Below are 24,408 nucleotides of genomic sequence, written 5' to 3' on the forward strand. Positions count from 1 at the left end.
ACTTTGTGATATTAAAATACTCAGCACGGCGACCAATACTCCATTTTTACAAGCTTGCCCCGCTCAAAAATGAACACCACCCCGTCGTCGCTATCCTTACTTTGCAAGAGAACAGTATTCCTGTTCGGGCCGTTTTCAAACAAACCTTCCACGTCGCTGCCGAAAATGGTGATGAACTGCGCTTTCGTCGTAAATCCATTCAGAATCTCTTTCTGGTAAATGACAGCCGTTTTACCCGCCGCATCAAATACCACATTTTCGAGCATAAAGTCTTCCTTGTCGCTGCCAATAAAATTGAAGTTTTTATACGCAAGCTGGTAATAGGGCCCTTTTTCCTGTTCCGCAGAATAAGCGCCGCATTCATAATCTGTCGGAACAATTTTGCCCTGACCAAATTTGCGAATGACCGCCTCCTTCTTTACAGGAAAATTGAGTCCGTTGAAGGTGATATTCTTAGTTGAAAAATCAGACTTTGCGGTAAAGCCTGACAACGAGAGCAGCATTACGATTAACCCTATTCTTTTCATGGCCAACTAAATTACAATATAGTAAATGAGTGTTTGCCAAATATAGAGGCTATCGGTTACACTGGCAACATCATATTGAAGCTTCCAATATTATCCTTTTGAAAGGGTAGAAAACGGGGCACTTCGTAAACCGGGCGGCTAGTCGATTTTTATATTCAGAAGTGAAATTTTCGCGCAGGTCACCTTCCAGTTTTTCAATGTAGGGAATCATTGCCGTGCCTGATACCCAGTCGAATAATGCATTCGCATCCTGCAATACCAGCGGATAAATCTTCTCAAAAACCGTCATCGTGCGGCACCGGCCTTCGAATAAAAGCTGGGCATAGTCTTCAATATCCAGCACCGGCGAAGTGCGCGTCCAACCATTTAATGCTGATCGAAAAGGTTCTTCGGCAGCGAGCTCATTGAGCATTTGATTGGAAATATTGTGATGTTGAGCGGGAAGCTGAATTACTAACTGGCCACCGCTTCTCACTTTGGAAACGATTGTGGGAATAAGTTCGTGGTGATTGTTCACCCATTGAATAGCCGCATTGGAAAAAACAAGGTCCCATTGCTGGGAAATCTCCATTTGCGCTTCAATAGATCTTTGTGCAAAACTAAGGTGTGTTTTTTCATATGCTTCGTATTCGATCAGCATTTCAGAAGATGAATCGATCCCGAATACCTGACTGTCAGGTAGCTTATCGGCCAGTTTCCTGGTCAGCTCCCCTGTCCCGCATCCGAGATCGATCACTTGAAGGCCCGGTTTTACTTTAACTAAATCAAGCAGATCATAAAAAGGAGCAAATCGCTCCGACTTGAATTTATTATAAGTCTCCGGATTCCAGGCCATTTATTATTGCTGTTTTTGTTTCTTTTTTACTTGCTGATCGACAATTGCGCCGGTACCAACACCTACGCCAGCTCCGATCAAACTACCCACCAGGGCACCTTCTGCTCGGTTTTTATTGATTATTGCACCGGTAACTGCACCCGTTCCAGCTCCTACTACCGCTCCTTTGGCTTTATGATTCCACTTCGACTTTTTCTTGGCAGGAGTCGCTTCGGATGCGTAAACGGTTTGAGTTGCCTGTTTTTCTTCGCGGGTTTCTTCAATCTCGCGCCGCGCCATTACAGTGTTCATCGAATCCACAATTGCCTTTTTTTCCATAGCAACCTTCATGGAATCGATCGTCGCCTGCTGCGCTTTCAATGCAGCTTCGTGTTTCTTCGAACTGTTGTCACACGCGGTAAATACACATGCCGCGAGCAACATTGAAACTGGTAATTTCATTTTTATATTGGATGGTTCTGAGAGGATGTGATCTAAAACTATGCCAGGTTATAGCCACCCGAGTTGCCACTTACGGCACCAGAAATAACAGCGATTATCCGCTTATACTGCTCCTAATTGGCTTCTGAGCGGTCTCACATGATGAAAATCTCTACACCTGCGGAGCTAAATGAATTTGACCAACCTTTTACGATACCTATTTACATAATCATAAAAAATAGTATTTTAGTGGGGAAAAAGTCATTCGTAAAACCTTTGCAGTTAGACCCTTAGCTATGAAAAACTTCTCCCTGATCTTTACGCTCGCGCTTTTTGTATTTTCCTGTAAAAAGGATAATGTCGATCCGTCTGTACCCGCCGACGCGCTGACCAAAATTACTGTTGATGACAAGCTGCACGAAAGTTTTGAATATGCAGATGGAATGCTCGTCAAAGAAAACAGATTTGGCTCCTGCGAAACGCCTTATTCTATTGTCAATTACAAGTACCAATCGGGCCGGTTGAAATCGGTGGAAGCTTCGGCGCGCGGACTATATTCTTCCTATTCCGGCGCTATGTGTGATCCCAACGGGACTTTTGACAGTTACAAAAGTGAAGTCGAATACGATAGCGAGGGGCGCGTGAGCAGAGTTGTGCGCGACAAATCGACAACCGAGTTTGAATACAAAGGAAGGGAAGTGATCGAGAAAATTTCCTACGACCAGGGCACCGGCGCCAGGATTCATAACCTTAAATTCGATGAAAGGGGGAATTTAATAGAAGCAGAAACGCCCGATCCTGTCAATGGCGGTATTATCCGCTATGAATATGACAACAAGATCAACCCACTTCATGAACGCAATATGGCCAGCGGCTCCGGCTACGCATTCAGCGGTCCAAATAATCCAATCAAAGCCTTCGATGCCGCGGGTAACCTGTTATGGGAAAGAAAATTTGAGTACAATGAAAAGGATCTACCGACAGTTTGTGTGGAAAGTAATGGGGTGGCGTATCGGTATCATTATGAGTAAATTATAGATTATTACTTCTGACTTTCCAGCGTATTCTTGCCTACATTATAAGCATATACCGACGCTGGAATGAACTGGATCTGGATATCGTTTGATTTCTTTAATCCCGTTTTATCAATAGTAGTCGCAAGCGCTTGATTAAGACCATTTTCCTGACAAAATGAGGTCAGGCTTTTCAGTTCGTTTGGAGCTTCAAAATAGCGGTTGCTCCATTTGATTTCGACCGCCCAATTCGGCTTGTTGTTCTTTCTGCTGATACTTACCAGATCGACCTCGCCGTTTTTCCAACGACCATAATAAGGAATAAAGGAAGTCCGCTGCATCCATTGACTGAAAATTGCAGTTTCCACAATCGCGCCCATACCATCGGCCTCGGCGGTTAAAGGCGCAAAAAGTGCACTACGCAGGGAAGGATTAGTGAGGTAAATTTTAAAGAAATTCTCCCTCTGAAACCGGCCCGCTTTCTGATCCACGCGCTTGACCAAATGCACCAGGAAAGCGGCTTCCAGATACGTCAGGTATTGTCGTAAAATAGTTTTTTTCACACCACTTTTTTTACTCAATTCATCAATACTGCATTCCTGGCCGCTATTCCAGGCAATGGTTGTAAAAAGGGAGTTAAGCTCCTGCACATCCTGGATACCGTATAATCCGGGCAAATCGCGTAGCAACACTTTGTCGATAATATCCGCGCGCATAAACCGGCCCGGGTTACCCTGTATCTCCTCATTGAAAATCACTTCCGGATAACCTCCGAAGTTGACATACTCAATGAAATGTCGGTTCAGTTCGGTGATATTGCTCGCCGCTGAGAATGCGCCAATATTACCTTTCCAGTTGATCGTGTCAGGCCGGATCAGCTGAGCCAGATCTTTCAGATGAATGTATTCATGGAAAGTGAGCGGGGGCAGCATAAAATCAGTGAAACGGCCAGCTCCGCTTTCGTTGCTTTTCAATTTCAAGGCAGCCGCCGCAGATCCGCTGGCGATGAATTTGGTTTGGTGAAAAGTATCGACAAGCGTTTTGAGATGTACTTCCCAATCTTTCAGATACTGAATTTCATCATATATAATGTACCAGCCAGAATCATCTGCATTGCCCGATGCTTTTTTTGCCATCGCAAAAAGGTCGCTCAACGGAATGTTATTGTATATGGGCGTTTCAATGGAAGCATACAAAATCTTCGTTGGCGCAACTCCATCACGGATAAGTTGCTGAATCGTGTGATACAGCATCACCGTTTTACCAACCCGCCTGGGGCCCATTAGTACAGCTGCACGGTGAACGGTAGTATTTTTGATTAATGGATAAAACAGGTCGAAGTAAAGCCGGGGTTTGAAGGAAGCATAATACGCATCCAACTTTCCTGTGGTCCACCACGGATTTTCAAACTGCAAGCGTGCGATTATTTGAGTCTCTGAAAATGGGTATAAAGCCATATATTCCTATAATTGGTAAAATAAGCTCTCAAAAATAATCTTATTTTACCAAAAAACGTCATATAAGAATTTTTTAGTGAAAAATAAACCATATTTTCCTATTTCATTTCGCTAGTTCTTATCCCGCAAATCTTCCAGCTTCTTCCGCGTTTCTTCATTTTCCTCCATAGTCAGCGACTTCTCAAACTGTGCTATTGCGCCAGCTTTGTCGTTTTGGGCTGATAAAAAATCACCGTAAGAGTCGAATACATTCCAGCTGGTCGGGTAATTGACCGTATTCATTTTGAACAATCGCTCCGCAGTAATGAAGTGACGCCGTTGCATCGCCTCGTATCCCATTGAATTCACCATTTCCTCGGGCGGCAGCACTTTGTAGCCCATTTGTTTGGAGACATTTGCGTAGTGTTTTACGATTTTGTCGGGCAGTCTGGTGGTATTGCTTTCAAGATCGGGCGCGGTCAGTTTCATTTGAAATGAATTGAAAATAAATCGCAGTCCGTCGTATTCAGTGATAAGTGGAGCAGAACTGTGGGTATCGTCAGAATAGAACTTGCTCTTGTAGCGCAGCCCATTTTGCGGATTTGCCTTAATATGTTTGTCGAGAGAAATGATTGAACGGATATGTTTGGAGTCCGAACTGGTGTCCGCCGAAACGGTCGCGAATCGCATAGTTTCGCTCATCGTGTTTGCAATGCCCAGATACAACGACACTCCGCTATATTGCTGCGAGGAGAATGCCTTTTTAGTCGTTTTCAAAAAATTCATGTGATCGTACCACATACTCGGATCAATGCAGATATAGGAATTGAAAAGCTTCGGCCGCGTATTTAATGCATTCATCACCACCAGACCGCCAAACGAGTGACCTATCAACATCTTATAAGGTGCAGTCGGGTAAAGTGAGTCAATATGCGGGATCAGTTCCTTTTCGATAAAAGACAGAAAAGCATTCCCGCCGCCCGTATTCCTGGAATATGCGCTGTCCATGAAAGGAAGATCGTCGACAATGCGCGTGGGGGTCATATCCCGTCTGCGCTGTGTGTTTCGGATACCCACAATGATCATTTCAGGAACCGCCGTATTTCCATTTACTGAGCTCAATTGCTGGATCATCCCAACAACTGAATTAAAATGTGCCTCGCCATCGAGTACATAAGCGACCGGGTAGCGCTTTTTGGAATACAAACCATCACCACCGTTGGGCACATGCACCAGGATGTTCCGGCTTTCACCCAAAATAGTGGAATGAATGCTGTCGATTTTACCAATGACAACCCAATTTTTATCCTGTGAGAAAGCGAAATAAGGAGCTATTAATAGAAGTAAGAAGAAGAAGGATCTCATGAAAAAGTTCGAGTATGTATCAGATTCTTATATAAGTCTGTGATTGGAAAATTTACTATTCAAACTGGCGGCACTTAGTGGATTCTTTATGCATTGCGCCAATATGCCGCAGGAATGCCGCTATCAATTCGCCTTACTGAAATCTAGATTTGCCCAAAACATGAACACAATGAGCCAAACAAATATCTCGGATCAAATCAGGAGCCTTCGTAAAAGCAAGGGTCTCTCTCAGGAAGCGCTGGCAGCAAATGCCGGGATCAATCTGCGCACTTTGCAGCGCATTGAAAAAGGAAGTGTAGAGCCGCGTGGCGAAACGCTGCGAATGCTGGCGCAGGCGCTGGACGTTTCCATTGAAGAGCTTGCTACCACGACTGTCAGCGCGACGGTGCCGGTTAAGGAAGATTCGGGCTACTTAAAGCTGATGAACCTTTCGGCACTGACCTTGTGGTTTATCCCGCTGGGCAACGTATTTATTCCGCTGGCAATGTGGATTTACAAGAAAAACCAGATCCAGGGTGTAAGAGAATTGGGCAAACGCATTCTCAATTTCCAGATCGCCTGGACGCTAATCACCTACGGCCTGGCTTACCTAAGCATATTCTCTACATTCACGGGCACTTTTACGATGAACCCATTTGCGATGCTACCGGTGATGTTGACCCTTTTTGTGGCCAATACTATTTTCGTCATCTTCATGCACAGAAAGATCAGCCGCGAGGAAAAAAATATATATGGAAATGAAACAGCAAACCACCAGGTTTCGGCGTAATTTCAACGATAAACTTCACTACGTAATACGCTATACGCAGCAAAGTTTGAGTAGAAATTCAGGGATATAATATCGCCTAACCCGATACGCCGAGCTGTAACGCTCCATCTGACACATAGCTCGTAAGGATTACGCCGGTCGTCGAAACAGCATGTTTTGTTAGTTTAAAATTGCCAGGAACGGCGCCTTCCTGAAAAAGCTTCTTCCCTTTACCCAAAATAACCGGGTGGATGAAGATATTCATTTGATCAATCAATCCTTCCCGTAACAGGGACTGTATAAAATCAGAGCTGCCCCACATGTGCAGATCAATTCCGTCGCTGGCTTTCAGCGCTTTAATCTGTTTAATGGTGTCGCTATTTAATAAGATTGTATTCTGCCAGCTCGCTTCTTTCAAAGTCCGGGTAGCGACGTATTTGTTTACCTGATTGAATTTTTCGGCAATCGGGCCAGTCTGATTCGGCCAGTAAGGCTCCCAGATCTGATAAGTAAAGCGCCCGAGCAGCAGATCGTATGACTGTCCCATGATTTCAGTCAAAACCTGATCCGTAATATCGTCGGATTTTTTGGCGACCCAGCCACCGAGCTCAAAGCCGCCGGTTGTGTCTTCGTCGGGCCCGCCAGGTCCCTGGATCACTCCGTCCAGGCTCATAAATTCATTGATGATGATCCTTCTCATATTGATTCAAGGTCAGAGATTAAAAACTTAATTACCAATGCAAGTACGGAAATACACGCGCTTTGAAAGCGGTGTAAATCCGTCACTTGCAAGGGGCTTTTGCGACAAAATCTGACTGTGATCAGCTCAATAAAAGAACTGCTCGGAAATGATTTTTCCGTCCTGAACTTCGTACATCATGATCTGGTTCATCTGTACCCTTCCGAAATCCTGCAAAGTAATGTCAGTCTCCCTGGCTACCGCGAAATGGTTGCCGGAAACGATCGGTGCGGAAGTGTAAGCCCGGTGTCCCGCCGTAATTTTTGCGATAAACTCCTCTCCCTTCTTCCGCACATTTGCCCGCCCCTCGGCATAACCCAAATACGGCGAATGCGGCGGATCGGTACTTTTTACATCATCCGAAAAAAACTCATCCTGAATCTGAAACCATTTCTCCTCCTGCGCCAACTCATGATAACGCGCCGCAACTTCCTGTGTAGTCATTGTTTTTTGTTTGATTGTTTAGGTTAAAATGCTGCAATAAGTCGCTGACAGAGGTGTAAGTGACATATTCAACAGCTGAATAGGGAAAGCGAAAATGATATTGGTTTTACTTTTGTGTATGGCCCTTCGACCGCCCGGCGGCCCGGTGCGCTCAGGGTGACAAAAACAAATAAGCACAGCACAATAAGCAAAAGCGCACGTAGGCCCGGGAAAAAAGAACAATTCAAACAAAAAGCAAAAAGCGCGCAGGCCCGGCGAAAAAGCGGGGTGCGCGTTAGGATTGCGCGCAGAAGCTTTTTTTCGCCTTGACCTTTTTGGTTCTTTTTGTGTCAAGACAAAAAGAACAACCGCCGGAGGCAAGCGCCTCCAAATTCCAAAAAGCCAAATCTAGCCAGCCAAAGCTGAAAGTCAAATTGAGCTAAGAAAAAGCCTTTTGCGAAGAACGCCGCTTCCGAACCGGCACTAGTTCGGGCTCCTCCACCCCATTTAAAGTAATCTCCAATTTATCCCCAAAACACCTCACAGTAACTTCATCCCCACAAGCAAACCCGGCATCAAGCAGCCACTTCCCACAAAGCCTGATCTCGGGCATTATTACATATTCATCCCAGGCGCGCGGCAGGTATTTGCTGTAAACAGTTAGGTGTCTTTCGGAGAGTTGGGGAGATTTTTTTTCGTGTGTCATGGTTTGTAATTTTTGCTAGGCAATATTAACACAGAAAAAATTGAAAATGAAAATGCTAGGATTTGTAAGTAGTTGTTTTACAATTGCTTAAAAATGAAAAGTATGATGTAATACGCTAATTATTTTACATAGAATGCTAAACAATTATAGTTTCATGTAATATTTGAGTACGTAAAAAAACTTTAAGTTTTCTTGAATTTTGCCGGAAGCAACTCTATCTGATCTAGCTTTTTGAAGGTTAGTATTCGGGAGTTGTTGGTTTCGACGAAAGAGTAGACTTCTATTCAAACTTCGAAAAAACCTATTTGCGATCATCCTCCCAAACAAGTTCCCGATTTAAAAGCTTCGACAAGATATCAGGACATCTCCCGTCACCTCCACCTGAAATCCCACCATCTGGATGACATATCAAATTGCATTGATCATCCCAAAGGTCGCCAGTTGCATCACAGCAGTACGGAGGTACATAATAGACAGCTTTACCCTCATATGTATACTTGAACACTTTCGCAGGAGGATTTCGGACACCTTCTTTTTTGATTGACTTAATAATTTCCATAATACAATCAGGTGTACCCTTTGCAATGTCATTGTCTTGGCAGCCTGTGAAGACCAGTAGCAAAAAGAGGATCGTGGAGTAGCGCATTGGAGTTGAGTTAGGTTTCTAGTAACTAATTGGTTGATTGACAGTTCTGGGGTTTGCTTGGTTGCAATGTAGCGAATACCAATATTAGCAAACTCTTGAAGAAGCTCTATTCTTAGAACTTGCAGTAAGCCCTCACAATTCCGAGTCACTGGTCTCGGCCGAAATTAAAGATAACGCCGAAGACGTTGAAGGAGAGTTAATTATGGCAGAAGCGAAGATCAATGCAAAGTATCACAGACATGGTTTCGATATGACGACGACTATTGTTGAGAAATGCGATATGCTTCCGGTTCCAAGCCACTATAACCTTTTCTTCGGCAAATAATAAAACACGTTATTGTCACATATTGAAGACCATACGAGCCTCTTATGCTAAACTATGAAAAGTGGCACGAAACAAATGTCTACATCCGAAACGAGCCTTGCCCAAAGGCAAAAGTACTAAGTCAAACAACTACTTTAATTAATCGAAGGATTCCGCACAGACTTTTCTCCTGAAATACTTTCAACGACCGATTTCATTGCATAAAACAATCCAGAATTCAACATCAATGAGATCATGCAAGAGATAGAGATATGGAGCGGAGTGAAGAGCGAATTGATAAATAGGAGGTATGTGGATTTCACTGTGGCATTTGGAAGGATTCGAAGGTTAGATTTCTGTATAATTTTCGATTTCGAAAATTGCAATTTGGTTGCGTTAAAAAGGCAATAACAACGCAGTACCAATTAGTGGGAATGATAATTCTACAACTTATAGCTATCCCCGCATTTCTTTAAGCAAAAGACGGTAGCGAAGGATGCCTATTATTCTCTCAGGAATTAGTTCGACTGCCTTAGAATCCTCAAGATGAGACCCCCTTGCTACAAGATGATAACCATGATACTGATTTTGTGGGTCGTTTTCGGATTCAAATCGAATATATCTATTATTTAAGGAATCCCAATTGACAAGATATTCTCTATGTCGCCGATCTCCTAGGGCGGTTTTCAGCAATAACGCAGCATGCGCCTTACCCCCAACTCCTCCTATTAAAGGAGACTTACCCTGCCGATAGTCATGATGATTTTCACAATGCCGGTTATCACTGTTATTATACCTTCGAATCGGCATATTGGCGCAGATCCATTTATCCAAATCTAAAAAGTTGTCTATTGATGGAATGTTTAATAAGACAGGCTTCTGATTTTGACCACCAATCAACAGGGATATAAATGGGGCGTAAGATTGTTCCCTAGCAAAATTAAGAAGAATATTAGATTTAGTAAATGAGGTAATATTTTGCCTGCATCTTTCACCAAGTTCCTTGAAAATTACTGGATACTGAGCTACAAACGATCGGTTAGTTGAACTAAACAACTTGTAAAAGGTCGAATCCTCGTCTGTGTCATGTGATGGATCATCATTCCAATATTTAGCCTCTGATTGCTCTAAAAGTAAATCGAATATCTCACTGGCTTGGTACGCTCCAATATATTCTAGAATTTCACTTACCTGGTTAAGCCCTTCCTGGAAAGTTTGAACATTGTCACGATCCGCAATCAAAACTGCATCGATTTGACAATCACATCTATCAATACAATTCTGCACCTCTCGTAAATATTCTTCGTACTGTTCAATTGTATCTGTGATATTTTCTGGAGACTCTGGGAAATGTAGATAGAAATTCATATTGTAGATCACATTAATTTATCATGTATTTGATGTCTCGGCCGATCTGATCGAAAAAAGTATTTGGCCGATTCATTAGTCGACCCTTCGAGCCAACAGAAACTTCGACTGGAACAGTTACATGGTGTTCTTCATCTCTTTCAAACGAATAAATTCTTAATAAATCCTTGTCTATCCCTTTTCCGTAACTTTCAAATCTTTTACATTGAACTAAGATACCATTTATGATGTGATCTGAATGGGTTTCTACCAATATTTGAATTCCAAGTTGAGCAGCCAAACAAATTAATTCTGCGATCTTTGATTGGCCATAAGGATGAAGGTGAGCCTCCGGATTCTCTATGAGCAACAAGGCCCCTGGTTCGGCAGAAAGGATTGCAACTATAATTGGTAGTGCATATGAAAGACCGAATCCAACATTATCAGATGAAAAGTGATCTGTCTCTCCCAGGGTTGCATCATTGAAGCTGAACCTTACCTCATAACCAGAACCTATCGAAATTGGAATTACATTTACACCAGTACTTATTTCCCGTTCCCACGCTGTAGTTTGAGATAATAGATAGGGATCACTCTCCATTGAATGAAGTAAGGCAGAATCTACTCTAAGACGCTTAGCGTAATGCTCCAAAAATTGTGCAGTCAATTCACCTTTGCCTTGACTAATGGAGATTTGTCGCATAACCTCAACTGCATAGTTGTCAGTCTGATAATTGGCGGCCCTAGCTGCACTGATATACTGAAATAAGTTTCCAAATAAAGGCAGGGATTCATAGCCATCACTTTCAGATAATGGATTGATCCTATTTAAAAATGTTGATTCATTAGAAGCATCAAAAGTCCAAGTATATCCTATATCCCCGTCGCTTAGACGAAATTGAATTGCAAGATTTTCCTCTTTGTCAGGATATAGATATAACGCATCTTTCGTCTTTCCTATAAAGCAGAGTGGAGAATTGAGATCCAATATCGTATCGAGGCGATTCTTGGACTCGGTTTGGCGAAGAAGTAAAAATGACTGTATTAATGATGATTTTCCAACCCCATTTTGTCCACAAAGCACCGACAGGTTTCCTAATTGCAAATCAGTATGCTTATGAGATTTGAAATTTTTAATTTCAATTGACTTGATCATTTGTAAGTATATAAGCAATGATGTTTTTTATATCAGTAAATCTTTGTTCAACATTTTCCTTTCTAGCTGTACCCTGCGTTATAGCAGAAAGAAACTTTGAATCTTTTTCACTTTGAAGTTCAACAATTTTTCGTCTAAAAATATCTTTTTTAAAACGAAGAACTGAAATCTCTTCTTCGTTCAATTGAGCAAAACTTACAGATAATACTTCAAACAGCGCCTTATTTATAGGTTTTCTATGATCGGAAATTGATAGACGTTTTCTAAATGAATCATTTCCAAAAATGTCAAATGCTAAATCCAGTGCTCTAACAAAAGAAGCTTTAAGTCTCTGAATATCATTCTCAGTTAAATCTCTCAATTTAGCCATGCCCTTATTAAGAAAGCTATCTAAATCAGGCTCGTATGACGTGTAAGGAATTAAATAAAATGCTACAAACCGTGTTGCAAAATCCCTGTCTTCCATTCTAATAGACGGAATTTTCTTCTCAGTTACCTTTCTGAATATTTTCCCTTCCAAAGTTGCTAACAATATTGTCTGACTGCCATCTCTGTTTCTGCGAACGCGGACAGTTCCGTCGGGATTGAGAATATCCTCACCTCTAACCATATCGCCGATGATCTCTGCTGGCTTACCCTGATTTATTGCATGCCTAATTTCTTGCGGAGTTAGGACTAAGCCACCTTGATTAATACGCTTGAATATGTTGTATTTCACATCATCAGGCGTTCCTTTCTCAACAAGGTAAAGAGTTATCGGAAATCTGGTAATTCTCTTCTGTAGTGTCACAGGTAGATCACTGAATGTCAACCCATTATAAGTGCCCAAAAATTCCAGATTAACTAATCTGAGAGAGTTATAAATGACAAATTGACGCAAAGTGCTCACTCGCTGCAATCCGTCAACAACTTCCCAATCATTTTCCTCTTTTTCGTTAAAATAGAAAGCTGGTACTGGAAGGTTCAATAGTAAAGACTCAATAAAACGACTTTTCTTTTGCGCATCCCACAAATCTGGAAGTCGCTGAAACTCTGTATCAAAATCAATTACACCATCTTGTAAATCGGATATTATCTGACCAATGGAATAGGGTCGGGTATCAACCTTTATAGTAGTAGGATTGAATGGAACCTTGATTACAACTTCTTCATTCCCGGCTTCCGGCTCAATGTCCTTCCCTAAATTTTCCTCAAATGTTTGATCCTCCATGTACGTTCGAAATGCTTGCATTTAACTGCAATATAATACTTGAAAATATATTGATGTCAAAGCTAATTAAACAACCTTTTACTTTATAAATTCTCCACAACCCAATTCAAATTATCTTTTTCGTTTTCACGAAGCCACATTGCTCTGAACTGAAACTCCCGGACTTTAAGTTTGTCGTAATGCTAGCTGTGCGGATCTATTCCTGTAGAAGTTAAGCTATTGTTAAATTGCACTATCCCAATAAACACCTTCACCATCAGAAGAACTTCCCCTATCCGCCCAATTCAAGTAAACTATTGACAACCAATATGCGTTAGGCAAATTGAAGGCGATAAAACGCATTCAAAAAACAGTAAATATTTCCCTCATTTCATAACTATTTTAATACCACACAAAAGGCCCTCACAGAAACATGGGGCATTGAAAACAGAAATTACCATGATACAAATACAAAAACACACAAAAAAGGACAAGTCGAAAAGCCAGTCTCAGGAGTTTACAAGAAACCGTTACTCCGTACTTTACACATTGAAAGGCCAGTACCAACACGTTGGATGTTCGTCCCAGGAAGAGGCGCAATACGTGCTGGGCACCCAAATGACCGACGGCAACCGCATCCCCATCGGTATCTACGATTCTAAAACCGACACTTTTGAGTTCGAAATGATCGGCGAATACTTCCACAGCCAAGACCCAATAAGCGCCCAGCAGGAACGTTTGCACGAGGTTCTGACAGTTTCGCGTTCGCTGAGAAGAAGAGACGGAAGCTGGCACCCTGAGGTGCTGGGGAGAGCGAGTTTTTTTGCGTAAGATTTAACCGCTTGGTTATGAGCTTTTGTGCTCGATTACCCTAAATCCCTGAAGGGACTTCTACATTATGCATCCAAGCAAAAGTAAGCCCCTTTAGGGGTTTGGGGTGGATAGCAATTTGAGAGACAGTAAGCCCCTTTGGGGTCGGGGTTCAATAGCATTGTGCACATGAGGAAGCGCATTTTGCCGAGAGCGGGAGAACGATATTCAGTCTAGGATTCACTCATCATGAGCGAAGCGTTTGTAAATAACACCTCATACTGTCGCTCTATATTCTTATGAAAACTGGCCGGCAATCTTGACCAGTCTCTTAGTTCTACCAATATAGGAATATTACTTTCTCTAATTTTCTCAATCAAGTCGATCATCGTATCCGCCGAAATCGGTTTGAGCGTCTGGTCTCGCACCACCAAATCCAAATCGCTGCCATCATGAGCTGAACCATTTACACGGCTTCCATAAGCCCAAACCTCAATGGGAAAGGTAACCGATGAAAAAATCTCTGAAAGCGTTTGTTTGTCCTTCTTTCTTAGCAACATATCAGAAATCGTTACTTCGTTTAATCGCCTCCGCGAGCGCACTGGCGCCTACTATGAACTGCGGAAGCAATCGCAAAGTTTCCTCTGCAAAATTCACTCCATAGTCGTGAGCGGTGTTGTTTCTGTTATCGCGGTATTCAAGCCACCTTTCACAAGTCTCATCTTTCATCATATTCCTAAGAACAGTATGGCGAAAAACGTCCTTAAAGTATAGCTGATCCACTGCGGCGGAAGAATGAAAATAATGCTTTAATGCCTTTTTTAAGAGCTTGCCACTTTGCTCTAAAATAATTTCGAATTCCTTCACACTCGCAGACCGATACATGTCATAGTCAATATCAGCAGGATCGGATTTAAGCAGCAACGCATAAGCCTTTTCCAAAGTACTGATGCAGCGTTCATAGTATGTGGTATCTATCTTCATTAAATTTTACTTTTTCTCAAAGTAAGTGAAATTAGAAAAAATTACCCCTCACCGCAAATGCAACACCACCAAAGCCACAATCGCCGGCAGCGCCTGTACGAAAAATATCTTCCTACTGGCAGTCGCAGCGCCATAAAGCCCGGCTACAATTATGCAAGTCAGAAAGAAAATGGCGATGTGAAATCTCCAATGGTGGTCTTCGATAAAGAAAGTCCAGATCAAGCCGGCTGCTAAAAATCCATTGTATAAACCCTGGTTGGCAGCGAGTACTTTCGTCGGGCCAAACAATTCTGGTGCGAGGGAGCCTTTGAAGGTTTCTTTGCCCTTGGTTTCCCAGGCGAACATTTCGAGGTACATAATGTAAAGGTGTTCGAGGGCCACGAGTCCGACGAGGATTTTGCCGAGGAGTTCCATAGCAATGAGTGAATGAGTGAATGAGTGAATCTGGATGGGAGGAGGGAGGAAGGAGGAATGAATTTAGTAAACTCACTCCCTACGCGGGCTGCCCTTTCCTCCTTTCTTGCCTCCTCCTAAAGTTAAAAGCCAAAAGCTAATAGCTAATAGCTAAAAGCTAAAAGCTAAAACCTACTTAATCCCCTTCCCCGTCGCTGCCCAAAAAATACCTCCGTACAAATGGTCTAGAAACGATTGGTCTGAGTAAACCAGTCCGATGTGGCCCAGTCCGGTGTAAAATGCGCGGCCGCCGTCGTAGTTATGGTACCACGCCATCGGATGCTCGGCGCCCATTCCGGTTCCCTGGTTCGTCTTCGGATCGTATGTTTTTTCGTCCAGTGTAATCAGGATTTTCAGATCGTCGGCGTTGTATGGTTTTTTGTATTCGTACCATTCGTCGGTCCAGAGCAAGCGTTTTGGAAAACGCTCCAAACCTGGGAAATTACTGTCTTTTACATCCAAAAACGCAGTTTGCTGCGCCGGGTGGGTTTTAAAATACATTCCTACCATTTTCCCATACCACGGCCAGTCATATTCTGTATCCGCCGCAGAGTGGATACCAACCCAGCCCTTTCCACTTTTGATATATTTTTCCAACGCAGCCTGCTGCGCCTCATTCAGTACATCGCCGGTGGTGTTAAGGAAGATAACCACTGCATAGTTAGCCAGACTTTTATCATTAAACACATCCGCATTCTCCTGCCAATCGACAGCGAAATTATGTCGCGACGCGAGGTTTCGGATCCCGGCAACACCCTCATGAATGGAAACGTGGTGAAATCCGGCTGTTTTTGTAAATAACAAAGCTTTGAACTGCTGCGCGTAAGAAGTGCCCGCGACCAGGACAACAAAAAGCAGCGTTAGTAATTTTTTTGACATAATGAAATGAATTGGAGTTATGAATCTGAAAGTGATTTTCTGACAAGTACTAAAACCGAAATAGACACTAATATACCGATCGCATAGAACGAAGCCTGCCAAGCCGACTACCTTGAAGCCAGGAGGAAATCGGAAATTGTTGAAATATTAGTCAGATTGAAACTGCCAAGTGCAAGTAAATCCTTATCACCCGTGAGCAAAAAATCCGCATCACTATCCGCGGCCAATGTCAATTATAATCTTCAGGGGTTTGTCAGGCATATCGCTTAGCTCGTACCAACTCAACTTCCGAAGTAATTTCTTCTAACGTTGGTGCTGAGCTTGCCTTTGAACGGAGCTTTTTCAAAGCTACTTTAAATCCGTTCTTGGGAGGAACTTGTATTTCAATGAGCTTCCTGTCGGCCAGATCTTTTAAAAGTCTGGTAGCCTTCGGGTCCAATATGTGAATGCGCATTGTATTCATATATCAAATATATTAAAATTGCCCGGTTTTCAAAATCACAGAAATGTATTAAAACGAATCCCTCACTCCAAAATCTTCCACAAAATACTCGTATCAAAATCCGTATAATGCACATACTTCTTGTTCTGCATCCAAAGCAGCACGTTTTTGTCGCTTTTCTTTTTGTAGCGAGGGATTACCGGGCGGACGTTATCGAGGGTTGAGTTGCGGGTAACCGGCGTGATTTTCCAGGTTTTTCCGGAATCTCCGGTTTCGCCTTTTGAGATTTCAAAAACGTTGTCGATTTCGTGTGAAAAGTAGATAATAGATGGATTCAGCGGGTCGATGGTCAGGCCGCCGGAATAGTTTTCTTCCCGCTCCTTTTTACCTTCGGGAGTCTGCGGAAACCATTTTCCAGAGTCGATAATGTGATGATTGTTCCATTTTTTGCCGTCAAAAACTGCGTAATAGTATTGGTGTTTTTCGTTCGTAGGATAGCGGGTATAAGCTACCACAGGCTGTCCTTTTTTATTGATCACAATATCAAAAATCCAGGCCTTCCCGGTTTCAGGAGTTGCCTTATAGACAACGCTGGCATCCGAGGGATGAAATGGTAACTGACTCATTTCGGCTATTTTAGAACCGTCTGCCCGCCAGAATGCACCGTTTTCATAATAGCAATAATAAACCGAATTGAGCGGCTCCGCATTAGGGTGACCGTCGGTGAAAATGAGGTGGATTTTGGATTTTCCATCAGAAAAATACTTCAAATAAGGCCGGTTGTTCGTATTCAGCTCTTTTGAAGTAATCACCACCTTCGGATCCGACCATGTTTTTCCATTATCAATAGAAGTAATCACATTTGGCTTAAAACCAACCCAGCGGCCAAAACTGTATACTTTGTTGCCTTCAGAACTGAGAATAAACGGATTCGCGTAAGTGTAAGTCTCCCTTTTGAATTTTTCCAGCAGCTCGGGCGTCTGCGGTTTGAAGACCAGCGGCTCAGAAAATGAGCTGATATCTCCCGGTGCCGACGTAGTGTGCTGGACCACGCCCATTCCGTTCTTACTGCCGCCGTGCCAGGTATATTGGGTCAAAATCTGCTGATCGGGCAATTCGAGAAAAGCGGGATTGTCGTGGTCGTCGATTTCCAGTTTACTATACAGCGTTTTTTGCTGGATATCAGCAGTTTTCACATTCAGCGAAGCCGCTACAATATCCCCCGATTTGGTCACCCAACCGGTCACGATATTTCCGTTTTTGGTATAAATCGCCCGCGGATCGCTGAACCAGCACCACGCTCCGTCCGTCGTCAATACAGCCCGTTCTTGTGCAAATGCATTGAAGAAGGAGCTTAGAAAAAATATTGAGGCAAGAAAAAAACGCATATTCAGTGGTTTAAGGATCGGGTAAATATACTAGCAGACCGGCTCTTCTACCCTATTCCGTTTCATATCCTTAAATGCCCACATCGACATTGCCTTGATCACGCTATCCAACTCCTTCCCCGAATCTGTCAGCGTGTAAGTCACGTAAGGCGGCACTACCGGCTTGGCTTCGCGCGTGAGCAGGTTATCATTTTCAAGCTGTTTCAAATGCTGGATCAGCATTTTTTCGGAGATATGCGGCATCGCCCTTTTGATCTCGGAATACCGTTTGCTTCCCGAAAGCAGGTGGTATAAAATGATCGGTTTCCAGTGTCCGCCAATCTTATTCATCACATATGTAACCGGACATTCCTGCATGACGATCTCGCGATTTGCATTGTAAGTCGAGCTTTCTTTAATCTTTGTCATGATACATACTTTGGGGTAAGTACTTGTCTAAAAGTAAGTACAAATATAGCTTTGTGCCAACAAAAAACAGCTTACAACTATGAAATATATCATCACAGGATCACTTGGACATGTTAGTTTACCTGTAACAAAAAATCTGGTAAAAGGTGGAAAAGACGTCACCGTAATCAGCAGCAGCTCAGACAAAAAACAGGAAATAGAATCGCTCGGCGCACAAGCTGAGATCGGATCTGTTACAGACTCCGACTTCATCCAAAACGCATTCAAAAACGCAGACGTAGCCTATTTAATGATCCCCAGCAGTTTCTCGCTAACAGACTACGAAAAATTCCAGATCGAAGTGGCAGATATTTATCTGGAAGCATTGAAAGGCAGCAATATCAAACACGTGGTGGTATTGAGCAGCCTGGGTGCGCAAATGCGCGAAGGTGCGGGACCGATCGATGCGCTTGGTTATCTGGAAGAAAAACTGCTTCAAATCCCCGGACTAAACACCGTTTTCCTACGCCCGTCCTACTTCTTCTCAAACCTGTTTGCATTAGGTGGCCTGATCCAAAACGCAGGAATAGCGGGCAATAATTTCGGCGATAACGATGAAAAACTGGTACTAACCGACACAAACCACATTGCAGAAGTAGCTACTGAACAGTTGCTAAATCTGTCAACCGGAAATTCAGTAGTGAATATCGCAAACGACGAGCGCCACCCTACCGAAATCGCAGCGATCCTTGGGAAAGCTATCGGCAAAGAAAACACGCCGTGGGTCACATTCAGCGATGAAGATGCACGTCAGGGAATGCTGGGCGCAGGTTTAAACGAAAGTTTCGCATCGACTTACGTAGAGATGGGCCAGGCACTCCGCAGCGGCAAAATGCAGGAAGAATACTGGAAAAACCGCCCGGCCAAGCTGGGAAGTTACAAATTGGAAGACTTCGCGAAAGAATTTGCGGGTGCTTTTAAGACGGCTTAGTATTGGTTGAATGCGAAAGATCGACCTGACATTAAATCACCACAATTTGATGTCAGGTCATTTTGTTGATCCGAACTGACCAAAAAATTAAGACAATAATGGTTGACAACCTTAATATTTTTATTATGTTTGTCAACCAACATACTATTTAGAATCATGAGAGAGATATTTGCTGCTCGATTTAAATCAGCTCGCTTACGGACTGGTTTATCATTAAAAAACTTGTCGGACAAGCTTGGCAGCAAAATTTCCCGCCAGGCTTTGCATAAATATGAGAAGGGCGAGGTGATACCAAACAGCGATATGCTCGCGCTGCTAAGTGATATTCTACAAGTTCGCCCCGACTATTTTTTCAGCGATACCAAAATCGCGATAGGCGCGATCGAGTATCGAAAAATGCAGCATTTACCTTCGAGGGAAGAACATAAGGTTGTTGAGCAAACTCGGGAATACCTTTCAAGATATTTGGAACTTGAAGAAATCCTGGGGATATCCAGCGAATTTGAAAATCCTCTTAAAAATCTGGCCGTGGTTTCTGATTTTGAACAGGCAAATGCCGCAGCGGAATTGCTTCGAAAATCGTGGAAACTGGAAGAAGATCCGCTTTATAACATCACCCAGATACTGGAAGATAAGCACATTAAAGTAGTTGAAGTCGATGCGGAGCCAATATTTGATGGAATGCAAACCTGGGTGAATGGCCAGGTACCAGTTCTTGCATTTAACAAGAATCTGTCGGGCAAGGCGGACCGGATTCGATTTACCTTACTTCACGAACTGGGGCACTTACTGTTAGATTTTGGAGATTTTGCAGACAAAGAAAAAGAGAAACGCTGCCATCAATTTGCAGGCGCAATGCTTTTGCCCAGAAATACTTTGATAGATAAACTGGGTGCCAAACGATCCAGGATCTCAGTTTTAGAATTGGGTAATATAAAAAAGCAGTTTGGAATATCTATTCAAGCCATAATTCGACGGGCTGCGGAGTGTGCTATCATTAGTGAAAATTATGCGAGACAATTTCTACAACGAATAAAGGAGGAAGGATGGAGAACTACCGAGCCGATTGCTTACGAAGGGATCGAGGCTTCTGACCGGTTCGATCAATTGCTTTTTCGTGCCTTATCCGAGGAACAAATTTCGCTTAGTAAAGCTGCTGCCTTGAAAAATATGAAGCTGGCCGAGTTCCGAACTTTGGCTTCATTCGGAGAATGAGGGTAGCTGTCACTGACGCATGCATTTTTATCGACTTATTCGACTTACAGCTAACCCGGCACCTTTTCGATCTGGATTTAGAGATTCATACTTCCTCTGATGTTATCGGAGAACTGTACGACGAACAGGCGGAAGCGCTGCATTTACTTGCTGCAAACGGGAGGTTGGAGATCCACAATATCAATGAAGATGCACGCCTTGCGATTTCGGAAATGAATTTTCCGCGAGCTTTATCTCAAAATGATAAAACTGTACTTCATCTGGCAGATCGTTTTCAAGCGATGGTGCTTAGTTCTGATCAGGTAGTTAGAAATTATGCTGTTAAATGCGGCTTGGAATGTCACGGAATGCTTTGGGTCCTGGATACATTAATTGAGAAAGACATTATCAATCCCAAGCTAGCAGCAAAAAAATTGCAGGCACTCTTGGAAACTAACATCATGTATCGAAACAACATGAAACTGTCAGCTGAAATCCAAAAGCGCCTGCTAATATGGCTTTAACCTATTTCCCCATTCTCAACCGCGTTTGTGCGGCGCCGGCAACATCTTTCAGTTCAACCTTCAAGCCACCCTTTGCGGCATTGCGGTCGATCGTAAGTGTTACGGGATGAATACCTGGTGCGAGGTCGGCTGTGAGATTTCCATCGGCGATTTTCTGGCTTTTGCTGTCGATCGTGGCGGAAATTCCGTCAGCTGCACTTAATCCCAGCGTAACCGGTCCTTTGGTCAATACTTCAATCTCGAAACGAACAATGCTGTACGGTTTGCTGGCTGCACCCAATTCCGGGATTTCACTTAGCGGAAGTTCGCCGGATACTTTGCTGTAAACAGGCTGCCATGCCACTTTCGGAGCATTTTTCCCAACAGCAGCTTTGGTACCTTTTGGCTCGCTGGCAGTCGTTTCCCAGCGTCTTACAAACCTTGTGTTGGAAACGCGGAAGTCGCCCGGTTCGCCCATTTTAGTCAGAAATCCAACCAAATTGATGAATTCCGTCTGATCCAAACCAGCAGTAAGGCCCGGAGGCATCAGCGAACCCGGTACTTTTTCCATCACTTCCAGCTGACTTTTCGGAACAGAAACTTCCTTACCAGTCACATCGCGGATCACGACATCGTTTGCTCCATCAGAAGCCAGGTAACCCAGCAATTCCGATCCGTCCTTTTTCACAACCCGCTTTAAATCATATCCTTCCTTGATAGATTCACTCGGGTACAGCAGCGATTTGATGATCGTCTCGGCTGGTGAACTTGTTCCCAAACTACTCAAATCAGGCCCGATCAAACCACCCGCACCACCAATCGCATGGCAGGTAGTACAGCTGGACTCAACCCTGCGGAATATCTGCTCTCCTTTTGCAGGATCGCCTTTTTCACGAACCAGTTTAGCCAGACCTGCAATCTGCTGATCGTTCAGCTCCTGCGGCATTTTCTGGGTAGGCAATGTTCCGCCCGAAGCTTCGAGTGCATTCACCAGAATTTTCATCTCATCAATGCTTTGCCTTGTCCAGCCCGCGCGCTGGCGAACCAGCAACCGACCTTTTTTAGCAGCGGGTTCTGGGATCTTTTTAGCGGCAATAGCTTCACCCAATGCAGCAGCGCCAGGATTTGTCGAGATAAATGCGACAAACAAATCCGTCAGATCGACGTCAGCAGGCAGTGTCCGGATCAGGTCTGCAGCCACAGTCGCGGCGGCTTTCGGATCTACATTCGCGAGCTGACCCGCCGCGATGACCCTTACTTCCGCTGCATTCTTCGGGCCGGTCAGGTCAGTCATCAATTTCTGCGCTTTCTCTTTATCAATAGCTGCGAGAGCACCTAATGCGGCTTTTTTCGTTTCCGGATTACCTTTTTGTACCAGTTCAGTCAGCTTTGCATTGAGTGAATTCAACCTCCACAAACCAGCCAGGCGCATTGCGCTCAAACTTACCGCGTCTTCGTCACTATCGATCAGGGTAGCAATGCGATCCGCATTCTGATCGGGCTTCACGTTCCGCTGGCGGCCGGCTTCTTCCAAGGCACCGAGCTGCGCAACAAGGTTTTTATCTTTATTTTGAAGCGCCAGATCAAGCAGCATACTCAGGTCAGCAGGCTGGCCGGTACGCGCGATCGAGCTCAAAACATCCTTCTGATATTCGTCAGGTACCTGCCCTTTTTGATACAACTTTACCAATAAAGTGGCCGCATCTGCACCAGTGGCCGATTTCAATGCGTAAGCAGTTTTCTTCGCGTCACCCAGGAATTCCGGCTGTGACTTCACCTTCGCCAGCCAAACCGGTTCCAGTTCGCGGATCGTTTGCCACAATGCAAAATCGAGGAATTCGTCCATTTGCGCATCCAATACCATTAATGCATTCTTGGCAGCTTCGGCAGTTTTGGTTTTTCTCAATGCAATCACCCCTTCCAGCCTCACCTGCGCATGTTCGTCTTTTACGGCTTTGGCCAGTAATGCAGGCTCATTCGCGATCTTGCCAGACCATAATTCAAGCGCGCGCAATGCTGCCGCACGTGCATTATGTGTTTTTGCATTCAACAAACTCACAAGAATCGGCTCATTTACGATTTCCAAAGTCTGGTACACCCACAAAGCTTCCAGCAAATTATGCTCGTAGTTGGCGTCATTCTTGTCCAGCGCGGCTACCCATTTTTGCAATGCAGGAATTACTTCCTTAGCTCCTTTTGCCTTCAAAACCTGCTTGGCTTGCAGTCTCGTCCACTCTTCGGGCAGTTTTAAAGATTCCAGTAATTCAGTAGTAGTCGCTTTCGCCAATTGCGGTTTTGGTACCAGCGGACGGTTTTTGGCAACAATACGCCAGATCCTTCCGTGCTGCTGGTCGCGGCGCGGATCGTGGAAATCTACTTCTCCGTGCTGGATAATAGGGTTATACCAATCGGCTACGTAAATAGCGCCGTCTGGACCGACGTTGATATCCACAGGACGGAATGCTACATTATCCGTCCACATCAAGTCGTCGGTCTGCTTGGAAGCATAACCAGCACCCTGTTCTTCAAGCTTGAAACTGTTGATCCGATTCGCGCGAAAATCGTTTGTGATCATTCTTCCCTGCCACGCGTCTGGTAAATGCTTTCCAGAAACCACATCCAAACCGCTGTGTTTCGGCTGTCCCGGATTCAAGCCGCGCATAATGCGTGCAGCTCCCGGCGCCGTCACGAAAGTCGCACCCGGGAAACCGTAGTTAATACCTTCACCACCAGCTCCATCCGTCAGGAATGATTGCCCCCAGCGGTCAAATTGCAAGCCCCACGGATTTACCAAACCTTTCAAATAAACCTCCATATCGAGGTTGCGCGTATTCAAAGCCCAGGTACCACCGCCTTCCAGACGTTTGATACCGAAAGGTGTTTCTACGTGGCTATAAATGTAAATGGACTGGTTGAAGTACATTCTTCCCTCTGGTCCCCAGCGAAATGTGTGGATTAAATGGTGGGTATCGCCGGTTCCAAAACCGCTGAGAATCCGGCGTTTCTTGTCCGCTTTCCCATCTCCGTCTGTATCTGAAAAATGCAGGATTTCGGTTGAATTGGCCACGTAGCAGCCGCCGTCTCCCGGTAAAATACCAGTCGGTTGGAGCAAGCCTTCTGCGAAAACAGTTGACTTGTCAGCCTTACCATCTCCGTCAGTATCTTCGAGAACAAATATCTTGTCATTCGCTGATTCGCCTGTTTTCAAATGCGGATAAACCGTGCTGCTCACCACCCAAAGGCGGCCTTCTGCGTCCCAGTTCATCTGAATAGGCTTCGCGACCATCGGATCGGAGGCAAATAATGTTACTTCAAATCCTTCGGCTAACTTGAACGAGGCGAGCTCCTTTTGCGGATCCGGATCGGGATCTTCCTTTACGTTCTGGTACCGGCTGGAAGAGGTAGTGAGGAGGACCGCCGCAATGAGCGTCGCTCCATATAGTACTCTTGTTGCTTTCATGTTTTAGCTATCGGCGCTCAGCGATCGCTGTCAAATGCATTGCGCCGTTTGGGTTTAAGGATT

The 24,408-nt window shown here is 44.1% G+C and carries 27 protein-coding genes; 7 read left to right on the plus strand and 20 right to left on the minus strand.

What is annotated here, in order from left to right; all coding sequences use genetic code 11:
- Window positions 1-20: 20 nt before the first annotated feature.
- From LZG94_RS11170 to LZG94_RS11180, 3 genes are all read right to left on the minus strand, one after another.
- Window positions 21-527 carry a hypothetical protein gene (locus LZG94_RS11170; protein WP_233791962.1) on the minus strand — a complete coding sequence of 169 codons (507 nt, stop codon included), beginning with the start codon at window positions 525-527 and terminating at the stop codon, window positions 21-23.
- A 70-nt stretch (window positions 528-597) separates the two neighbouring features.
- Window positions 598-1,362, minus strand: coding sequence for a methyltransferase domain-containing protein (locus tag LZG94_RS11175; protein ID WP_233791963.1), 765 nt, complete (start codon window positions 1,360-1,362; stop codon window positions 598-600).
- A gap of 3 nt (window positions 1,363-1,365) precedes the next feature.
- Entirely contained in the window at window positions 1,366-1,803 is a 438-nt protein-coding gene (locus LZG94_RS11180) for a YMGG-like glycine zipper-containing protein (RefSeq protein WP_233791964.1), read from the minus strand.
- Between the two features lie 275 nt (window positions 1,804-2,078).
- Between LZG94_RS11180 and LZG94_RS11185 the strand changes: the two genes are divergently transcribed.
- Window positions 2,079-2,813, plus strand: coding sequence for a hypothetical protein (locus tag LZG94_RS11185; protein WP_233791965.1), 735 nt, complete (start codon window positions 2,079-2,081; stop codon window positions 2,811-2,813).
- Window positions 2,814-2,824: 11 nt separating this feature from the next.
- On the opposite strand, the gene LZG94_RS11190 is transcribed toward LZG94_RS11185, so the two are convergent.
- A complete protein-coding gene (locus LZG94_RS11190) occupies window positions 2,825-4,252 on the minus strand; it encodes an ATP-binding protein (RefSeq protein ID WP_233791966.1) in 1,428 nt (475 codons plus the stop codon).
- Window positions 4,253-4,363: 111 nt separating this feature from the next.
- A complete protein-coding gene (locus tag LZG94_RS11195; RefSeq protein ID WP_233791967.1) occupies window positions 4,364-5,596 on the minus strand; it encodes an alpha/beta hydrolase in 1,233 nt (410 codons plus the stop codon).
- Window positions 5,597-5,765: 169 nt separating this feature from the next.
- On the opposite strand from LZG94_RS11195, the gene LZG94_RS11200 reads away from it, so the two are divergent.
- On the plus strand, window positions 5,766-6,365 hold the full coding sequence (locus tag LZG94_RS11200; protein ID WP_233791968.1) for a helix-turn-helix domain-containing protein: 600 nt from the start codon (window positions 5,766-5,768) through the stop codon (window positions 6,363-6,365).
- Between the two features lie 76 nt (window positions 6,366-6,441).
- Here the strand turns inward: LZG94_RS11200 and LZG94_RS11205 are convergent, their stop codons facing one another.
- The 4 genes from LZG94_RS11205 to LZG94_RS11220 all read right to left on the minus strand — a co-directional run bounded on the left by LZG94_RS11205 (window position 6,442) and on the right by LZG94_RS11220 (window position 8,858).
- Window positions 6,442-7,044 carry a dihydrofolate reductase family protein gene (locus LZG94_RS11205; RefSeq protein ID WP_233791969.1) on the minus strand — a complete coding sequence of 201 codons (603 nt, stop codon included), beginning with the start codon at window positions 7,042-7,044 and terminating at the stop codon, window positions 6,442-6,444.
- Between the two features lie 126 nt (window positions 7,045-7,170).
- Window positions 7,171-7,527: a SnoaL-like domain-containing protein gene (locus LZG94_RS11210; RefSeq protein ID WP_233791970.1), complete on the minus strand. Its 357-nt coding sequence runs from the start codon at window positions 7,525-7,527 to the stop codon at window positions 7,171-7,173.
- A 418-nt stretch (window positions 7,528-7,945) separates the two neighbouring features.
- Entirely contained in the window at window positions 7,946-8,212 is a 267-nt protein-coding gene (locus LZG94_RS11215) for a SymE family type I addiction module toxin (RefSeq protein WP_233791971.1), read from the minus strand.
- A 301-nt stretch (window positions 8,213-8,513) separates the two neighbouring features.
- The gene (locus tag LZG94_RS11220; RefSeq protein ID WP_233791972.1) at window positions 8,514-8,858 is read right to left on the minus strand and encodes a DUF6970 domain-containing protein; all 345 of its coding nucleotides are present in this window, start codon (window positions 8,856-8,858) and stop codon (window positions 8,514-8,516) included.
- Window positions 8,859-9,060: 202 nt separating this feature from the next.
- Here LZG94_RS11220 and LZG94_RS26370 point away from each other — a divergent pair, with 202 nt between their 5' ends.
- A complete protein-coding gene (locus LZG94_RS26370) occupies window positions 9,061-9,183 on the plus strand; it encodes a hypothetical protein (protein ID WP_255700631.1) in 123 nt (40 codons plus the stop codon).
- A 435-nt stretch (window positions 9,184-9,618) separates the two neighbouring features.
- On the opposite strand, the gene LZG94_RS11225 is transcribed toward LZG94_RS26370, so the two are convergent.
- The 3 genes from LZG94_RS11225 to LZG94_RS11235 are packed head-to-tail and all read right to left on the minus strand — an operon-like array spanning window position 9,619 to window position 12,875.
- Window positions 9,619-10,530, minus strand: a complete 912-nt coding sequence (locus tag LZG94_RS11225; RefSeq protein WP_233791973.1) for a hypothetical protein — start codon at window positions 10,528-10,530, stop codon at window positions 9,619-9,621.
- Between the two features lie 13 nt (window positions 10,531-10,543).
- On the minus strand, window positions 10,544-11,665 hold the full coding sequence (locus LZG94_RS11230) for a DUF3696 domain-containing protein (protein WP_233791974.1): 1,122 nt from the start codon (window positions 11,663-11,665) through the stop codon (window positions 10,544-10,546).
- Window positions 11,649-12,875: a DUF262 domain-containing protein gene (locus LZG94_RS11235; RefSeq protein WP_233791975.1), complete on the minus strand. Its 1,227-nt coding sequence runs from the start codon at window positions 12,873-12,875 to the stop codon at window positions 11,649-11,651. Before LZG94_RS11235 ends, LZG94_RS11230 begins: the two co-directional genes overlap by 17 nt.
- A gap of 438 nt (window positions 12,876-13,313) precedes the next feature.
- On the opposite strand from LZG94_RS11235, the gene LZG94_RS11240 reads away from it, so the two are divergent.
- Complete coding sequence (locus LZG94_RS11240) at window positions 13,314-13,685, plus strand: hypothetical protein (protein WP_233791976.1); 372 nt, start codon at window positions 13,314-13,316, stop codon at window positions 13,683-13,685.
- Window positions 13,686-13,897: 212 nt separating this feature from the next.
- On the opposite strand, the gene LZG94_RS11245 is transcribed toward LZG94_RS11240, so the two are convergent.
- The 7 genes from LZG94_RS11245 to LZG94_RS11275 all read right to left on the minus strand — a co-directional run bounded on the left by LZG94_RS11245 (window position 13,898) and on the right by LZG94_RS11275 (window position 18,218).
- Window positions 13,898-14,224: a nucleotidyltransferase family protein gene (locus LZG94_RS11245; protein WP_233791977.1), complete on the minus strand. Its 327-nt coding sequence runs from the start codon at window positions 14,222-14,224 to the stop codon at window positions 13,898-13,900.
- 1 nt (window position 14,225) lies between these two features.
- Window positions 14,226-14,648, minus strand: coding sequence for a nucleotidyltransferase substrate binding protein (locus LZG94_RS11250; protein ID WP_233791978.1), 423 nt, complete (start codon window positions 14,646-14,648; stop codon window positions 14,226-14,228).
- A gap of 48 nt (window positions 14,649-14,696) precedes the next feature.
- Window positions 14,697-15,062, minus strand: a complete 366-nt coding sequence (locus tag LZG94_RS11255; protein WP_233791979.1) for a DUF1304 domain-containing protein — start codon at window positions 15,060-15,062, stop codon at window positions 14,697-14,699.
- Between the two features lie 171 nt (window positions 15,063-15,233).
- On the minus strand, window positions 15,234-15,980 hold the full coding sequence (locus LZG94_RS11260; protein ID WP_233791980.1) for a ThuA domain-containing protein: 747 nt from the start codon (window positions 15,978-15,980) through the stop codon (window positions 15,234-15,236).
- Window positions 15,981-16,233: 253 nt separating this feature from the next.
- Window positions 16,234-16,443: a hypothetical protein gene (locus LZG94_RS11265; protein ID WP_233791981.1), complete on the minus strand. Its 210-nt coding sequence runs from the start codon at window positions 16,441-16,443 to the stop codon at window positions 16,234-16,236.
- 62 nt (window positions 16,444-16,505) lie between these two features.
- Complete coding sequence (locus LZG94_RS11270) at window positions 16,506-17,810, minus strand: BNR-4 repeat-containing protein (protein WP_233791982.1); 1,305 nt, start codon at window positions 17,808-17,810, stop codon at window positions 16,506-16,508.
- Window positions 17,811-17,840: 30 nt separating this feature from the next.
- Complete coding sequence (locus LZG94_RS11275) at window positions 17,841-18,218, minus strand: helix-turn-helix domain-containing protein (protein ID WP_233791983.1); 378 nt, start codon at window positions 18,216-18,218, stop codon at window positions 17,841-17,843.
- Between the two features lie 79 nt (window positions 18,219-18,297).
- Between LZG94_RS11275 and LZG94_RS11280 the strand changes: the two genes are divergently transcribed.
- From LZG94_RS11280 to LZG94_RS11290, 3 genes are all read left to right on the plus strand, one after another.
- Window positions 18,298-19,188: an NmrA family NAD(P)-binding protein gene (locus LZG94_RS11280; RefSeq protein ID WP_233791984.1), complete on the plus strand. Its 891-nt coding sequence runs from the start codon at window positions 18,298-18,300 to the stop codon at window positions 19,186-19,188.
- Window positions 19,189-19,344: 156 nt separating this feature from the next.
- A complete protein-coding gene (locus LZG94_RS11285) occupies window positions 19,345-20,403 on the plus strand; it encodes a helix-turn-helix domain-containing protein (protein ID WP_233791985.1) in 1,059 nt (352 codons plus the stop codon).
- Window positions 20,400-20,906 (plus strand): hypothetical protein, encoded by a 507-nt coding sequence (locus LZG94_RS11290; RefSeq protein ID WP_233791986.1) that lies wholly within the window; start codon window positions 20,400-20,402, stop codon window positions 20,904-20,906. Before LZG94_RS11285 ends, LZG94_RS11290 begins: the two co-directional genes overlap by 4 nt.
- A gap of 1 nt (window position 20,907) precedes the next feature.
- Here the strand turns inward: LZG94_RS11290 and LZG94_RS11295 are convergent, their stop codons facing one another.
- Window positions 20,908-24,345, minus strand: a complete 3,438-nt coding sequence (locus tag LZG94_RS11295) for a PVC-type heme-binding CxxCH protein (RefSeq protein ID WP_233791987.1) — start codon at window positions 24,343-24,345, stop codon at window positions 20,908-20,910.
- Between the last annotated feature and the right edge of the window lie 63 nt (window positions 24,346-24,408).

This window comes from Dyadobacter sp. CY343, from assembly GCF_021390335.1.
GTDB lineage: Bacteria > Bacteroidota > Bacteroidia > Cytophagales > Spirosomataceae > Dyadobacter.